Origin of the sequence: Paracraurococcus ruber (assembly GCF_004353985.1) — a bacterium.
Taxonomy (GTDB): domain Bacteria; phylum Pseudomonadota; class Alphaproteobacteria; order Acetobacterales; family Acetobacteraceae; genus Paracraurococcus; species Paracraurococcus ruber.
The window spans coordinates 1-5,034 of record NZ_SMOA01000340.1 but is presented as its reverse complement, the minus strand read 5'-3'; the positions used below and the strand labels follow the sequence as shown (position 1 = coordinate 5,034).

The following is a 5,034-nucleotide window of genomic DNA, read 5'->3' as shown; positions in this document are numbered from 1 at the left end:
GCCTGCCGCGCCGCCGCCCCCGGCGGCGATCACGGCCGCTGCGCCGGCCCCCGCGACGCCGCCCCCCGCCCCGGTGCCCGCGCCGCCCGCCGGCAGCGGCTATGCCCTCGACCTCGGCTACTTCCTCGGCGCCGAGGCGGCCGAGGCCTTCGCCCGCCAAGCGCAGGACAGGGGGGTGGCGGTGCTGCTGCTGCCCCTGCCGGACGCCGCCGGCCGCGTCTGGACCCATGTTCGCACCCCGCCCTTCCCCGGCATCGCCCAGGCCCTGGCCGCGGCCGAGCGGGTGGAGCGGCTGCTCAGCCTTCGCGCCAGCCTAGTGGAGCCGGATACGACGGCGCTGGCCGCCGCGGACGCCCGTCCATGACCCTGCGCCGCCGCCCGCTGCTGGCGCTGCCCTTGCCGGCCATGGCCATGCCGGCCCTGGCCCTGCTGCCCGGCTGCGGCACGATGTTCGCCCGCCGCGTCGCGGTGCGGCGCATCGCCATCGCCGTCGCCCCCGGCGCCAACGACAACACGCCCATCGCCCTCGACCTCGTGCATGTCTCCGACCGGCCGCCGCTGGCCGGCGAGATCGGCGCCCTGGCGGCGGCCGACTGGTTCGAGCGGCGGTCGCAATACCAGCGCGACTGGGCCCGCGACCTGGAGGTGCGGAGCTGGGAAGTCGTCCCCGGCCAGGTCCTGCCGGAGGAAAGGCTGCCGGCGCCGCGGGTCAGCAGCGATGCCTTCGTCTTCGCGCTCTATCGCCGCCCCGGCGCGCACCGCACCCGGCTGGCCAGCGGCGGCCGCCTGCTGGTCCGCCTAGGGGCCGAGGAGATGCAGGTGGAGGAAGCATGACCCACCCGCCGCACCCCGTCGCGCCGCTGCTGTTCCATGAGGGCATGCTGCTGGCGCCCCAGCATTTCCAGCAGACGGTGCTGCGGCTGGAACAGCTCGCCCTGCTGCACGCCGCCGCCGCCTGTCCCTTCCACTGGGGCGTGACGACGCTGGAGATCGAACCCGGCACCCTGCCCGCCGGCCTGCTGCGCATCCTGGCGCTGGAGGCGCTGCTGCCGGACGGCCTGCCGGTGCGCCACCGGGTGGAGCGCGACGCGCCGCTCGAGCTCGACCTGACGCCCTGGTGCGATGCCGCCGCCCGCGCGCCGGTGACCGTGCATCTCGCGGTCGCCGCCGGCCGCGCCATCGCGGGGGAGGGCGAGGACCTCGCCCGCTTCGAGGTGGCGGAATGGCCGGAGGTGGCGGATGAGGCCGGGACCGCCGAGCCGCTGTCGCTGCAGGTGCTGCGCCCGCGCCTCGCGCTGGAGGTGACGACCGGGCCGCGGCAGCGCCCGCCGGCGAAATTCACCAGCCTGCCGCTGCTGCGCTGCGGCTTCGACGGCCATGCCTGGACCCGCGCCCCCTTCGTCCCGCCCGCCCTCCGCGTCGGCGAACGGGATCCGCTGGCGCGCCTGGTGCAGGACCTGGCCCGCGGCGCGCGGGAGAAGGCGCTGAGCCTGGCCCGCCAGGGGGCGAGCCAGGGCGGCAACCAGGGCGGGAGCCTCGCGGCGCGCGCCGGCCTTGAAGGCCTGTCCGCCGGGCTGCCGCCGCTGGAGGCGCTGCTGGCCAGCGGCGCGGCGCATCCCTTCGCCCTGTATGTCGAGCTGTGCCGCTATGCCGGGCTGCTGGCGGCGCTGGCCGCCGGCCAGCCGCCGGCGGTGCCGCCGCGCTACGACCATGACGACCCGCTGGCCGCCTTCACCGAAGTGGTGGCGGCGGCGCAGCAGGTGCTGGACCGCATGGGGCGGTCCCTGGTCGCCCACCGCTTCGCCGACCAGGGGGACCGCTTCGCCCTGCCGCTGGAACCCGGCTGGACCCGCGGGCGGCTGGTGGTCGCCCTGGTCGGCCCGCCCGGCACGGCGGACAGCGCGCTGGCGCACTGGATGGAAGGCGCGCTGATCGCCACCGGCGACCGCAGCGCCGAGTTGTGGGACCTGCGGGTGCGCGGCGCCCCGCGCGCGCCGCTCGCCGCGCTCGATGACCTCGACATCGCGCTGCCGCGCGGCGCCGTGCTCTTCGCCATCGAACCCGACACCGCCTTCGTCACCCCGGGCGAGGTGCTGGAGCTCTGGCCCACCCAGGGCCGCAGCGCCGGCCCGCGCCCTGCGGAGATCCTGCTCTATGCCCGCGGCTGACGGCCTCCTCCTGCGGCTGCCCGCCGCCAACCTGCCCATCCTCGAACCGGCGGGGATCGCCGGCGCCCTGCGCTTCTCCGCCCTGCTGCGGGCGATGATGGAATTCCACGCAGCGCTGCTGCAGGCCCGCCGCCGCCTGCGGACGGAGGTGGTGGCGGACGACACCCCGCCCGAGGTGTCGCGCGCCCGCGTCGCCACCGTCGCCGCCCGGCTCGAGGAAATCCTGCAGCAGCAGCGCGACCAGGCGCGCCGCCTGTCCGACCGCCAGGCGGCCCTGCTGCGGGACGCGCAATACGTCATGTGCGCGCTGGCCGACGACCTCCTGCTCTACGACGATGGCTGGGAGCTGCGGCTGCTCTGGCGCGAGGAGCTGCTGGAAAGCCGCATGTTCGGCACCCGCATCGCCGGGGAACGCTTCTTCGACCGCGCCCGCCGCATCGCCGGCATGGCCGATCGCGACGGACCGGACCTGGCGCCGGTCTATCTCCTCGCCCTCTGCCTCGGCTTCCGCGGCCGCCACCGCGACCCGGGGGAGGAGCCGTCGCTGCGCGAGCACGCCCGCGCGCTGTTCGAGGCGGCGACGGGACGCCGCCCCGACCCGGAGATGGAAGGCCGGCCGGTCGCGCCCCTGGCGCTGGCCAGCATCCAGGGCGGGCAGGCGGCGCTACGCCGGCCGCGGCGCTTCGGCTGGCCGCTGCTGGGCGCGGCGCTGGCCGCGGCCTTCCTGCTGGCCGGCACGGCGCTGTGGTTCTGGCAGACCGCGCCGGTCTGGCGGGCGGCGGCGCAGGTGTTCCAGGCGGCGCAGTGATCCCTGCACCCGACACCGGGAAGGGCGCCGCCCCTCCCAGACCCACCCCGCCAAAGGCCGAAGGGCCTTTGGAAACCATGGGTTTTGCCCTCTAGGACGGAGTGGCACCGTGCCAACCATGCTCGACCTGCTGCAGGACCTGCAGCTTGTCCTCTTCGCCGTCGCGGCGACCGCGACGCTCGGCCTGACGCTGCTGTTCTGGCTGCGGCTGCGGCGGCTGCGCCTCGCGCCCGTCGTGGCCGCGCCGGTCGACCAGATGGCGCCGCCGGCCGAGGCGCTGGTGCTGACCCCGCCGCTGATGCGCCGCGCCTTCCGCCACGGGCTGGCGCAGTACCGGCAGGCGGTGGCGGGCTCCAGCAACCCCTATCTCGTGCCCTGGGTGCTGGCGGCCGGCACCCGCGGCGGCGGCACCAGCGCGCTCTGCGCCGCCGGCGGCAGCGCCCGCCCGCCCGCCGCCCTGCCCGACCCCGCGACCGGCCGGCCGATCGGCTGCGCCTGGTGGTTCTACGACCGCGCCGTGGTCATCGACGTGGCCGGGGAAGCCTTCGCCGACCTGCGGGGCGAACGCCTGCCGGACGGCGCCTGGATCACCCTGCTCGAGGAAGTGGCGAAGGCGCGGGACGGGCTGCCGCTGGACGGCATCCTGCTGACCCTGCCGGTGCCGGACCTGGCCGGGCCGGAAGCCCTGCCGCCCGCCACCCTGGCCGCCAAGGCGGCGGAGATCCACACCAGGCTCTGGCAGGCGCAGAAGGTGACCGGCCTCTGCCTGCCGGTCTGGCTGGTGCTGACCATGGCCGACGCCATCCCCGGCTTCCATACCCTGCTGGCCGCGCTGCCGCCGGAAAAGCAGGACGGCGCCTTCGGCTGGTCCTGCCCCTATCCGCTGGAAGCCAGCTTCCAGTCCGCCTGGATCGCCGAGGCGGTGGACAGCCTGCAGGACGCCGCCGCCGCCGCCGCGCTGGAACTCGGCGCGGCCGGGGCGGGGGATGCGGTGGCGGCCGCCGCCATGCGCCTGCCGGCGGAGCTGGACCGGCTGCGCGCGCCACTCGCCACCTTCCTCGGCGTGCTGTTCCGCCAGACCGGCTACCAGGAATCGCTGTTCTTCCGCGGCCTCTGGCTGACCGGCGCGGTGGCGCCGGCGGCAGCCGACCGCGCCCCGGCGCTCGGCTTCGTGCGCGGCCTGCTGGCGCGCAAGGTGTTCGTCGAGCGCGACCTGCCCCGCCCGGTGCCGCGCTGGTCGCTGCGCCAGGCGCGCCGGCAGCGGCTCTGGCAGGCCGGCCTCGCCGCCGCCGCCGCCGGCTTCGCGCTGCTGCTCTGGACCGGCAGCCGGACCCTCGATGCGATGGAGGCGCGGTTCGTCCCGGCGCTGCGCGCTCTGGCCGGGCCGGTCGGGCTGGCGAAGGACGCGCCCTCCGCCGGCGCCCCGGCCGAGGGCGCCGGGCCGCTGGCCGCCATCCGCGCCGTGGCGCGGCTGGATGGCGGGTGGGAGAATCCGCCCTGGCCGATCGCCGCGCTGGACGGCACCGCGGACCGCGTCCGCACCGCGCTGGCCATCGGCCATTGGCGCCTGGTCATGGGCGATGTCCGCGCCGTGCTGCTGCGCCGCGCCCGCGCCCTGGCGGAAGGCGAGGCGACGACGCCGGCGCCGGCCGGCAGCCCGCCGGAGACGCGGGAGCTGCGCCGCTTCCTCGCGGAATTGCTGCTGCTGGAACGCCATCTGCTGACCTTCAACCGCCTCGGCGCCGAAGGCGGCACGGTCGGGCTGGCGGAGCTGCTGCAATACAGCCACGGCCTCACCCTGCCGGCGCAGTACCTGGACCGCGCCGCCGACCTGGCCTTCGCCGACCCGCCGCCGGCCCGCGCGCTGCGCGGCGTCTCGCTGGAGGCGGGGACCGAGCCGGTGGACCCGGCGGTGGTCCGCGCCCTGGTGCAGCCGCGGCTGCAGGGGCTGGTGCAGGCGCATCTCGCCCGCCTCGTCCCCGCCCCGGGCAGCGAGGAGTTGCAGCGCCGCGCCGCGCAGCGCCTGGCGGCCCTGGCCGAGGAAGCGGGCGCCGGCGC

The 5,034-nt window shown here is 77.1% G+C and carries 5 protein-coding genes; all 5 read left to right on the top strand.

Going from position 1 to position 5,034, the window contains the following annotated elements:
- A partial coding sequence (locus E2C05_RS28530) for an SPOR domain-containing protein (RefSeq protein WP_205083151.1) occupies window positions 1-364 on the top strand: 364 nt, incomplete at its 5' end.
- The gene (locus E2C05_RS28525) at window positions 361-834 is read left to right on the top strand and encodes a type VI secretion protein (RefSeq protein ID WP_133223028.1); all 474 of its coding nucleotides are present in this window, start codon (window positions 361-363) and stop codon (window positions 832-834) included. The genes E2C05_RS28530 and E2C05_RS28525, both read left to right, overlap by 4 nt.
- On the top strand, window positions 831-2,168 hold the full coding sequence (gene tssK, locus E2C05_RS28520) for a type VI secretion system baseplate subunit TssK (RefSeq protein ID WP_133223027.1): 1,338 nt from the start codon (window positions 831-833) through the stop codon (window positions 2,166-2,168). Before E2C05_RS28525 ends, tssK begins: the two co-directional genes overlap by 4 nt.
- Entirely contained in the window at window positions 2,155-2,976 is an 822-nt protein-coding gene (locus E2C05_RS28515) for a DotU family type IV/VI secretion system protein (protein WP_158292434.1), read from the top strand. Before tssK ends, E2C05_RS28515 begins: the two co-directional genes overlap by 14 nt.
- Before the next feature lie 118 nt (window positions 2,977-3,094).
- A partial coding sequence (locus E2C05_RS28510) for a type VI secretion system protein (RefSeq protein ID WP_240046928.1) occupies window positions 3,095-5,034 on the top strand: 1,940 nt, incomplete at its 3' end.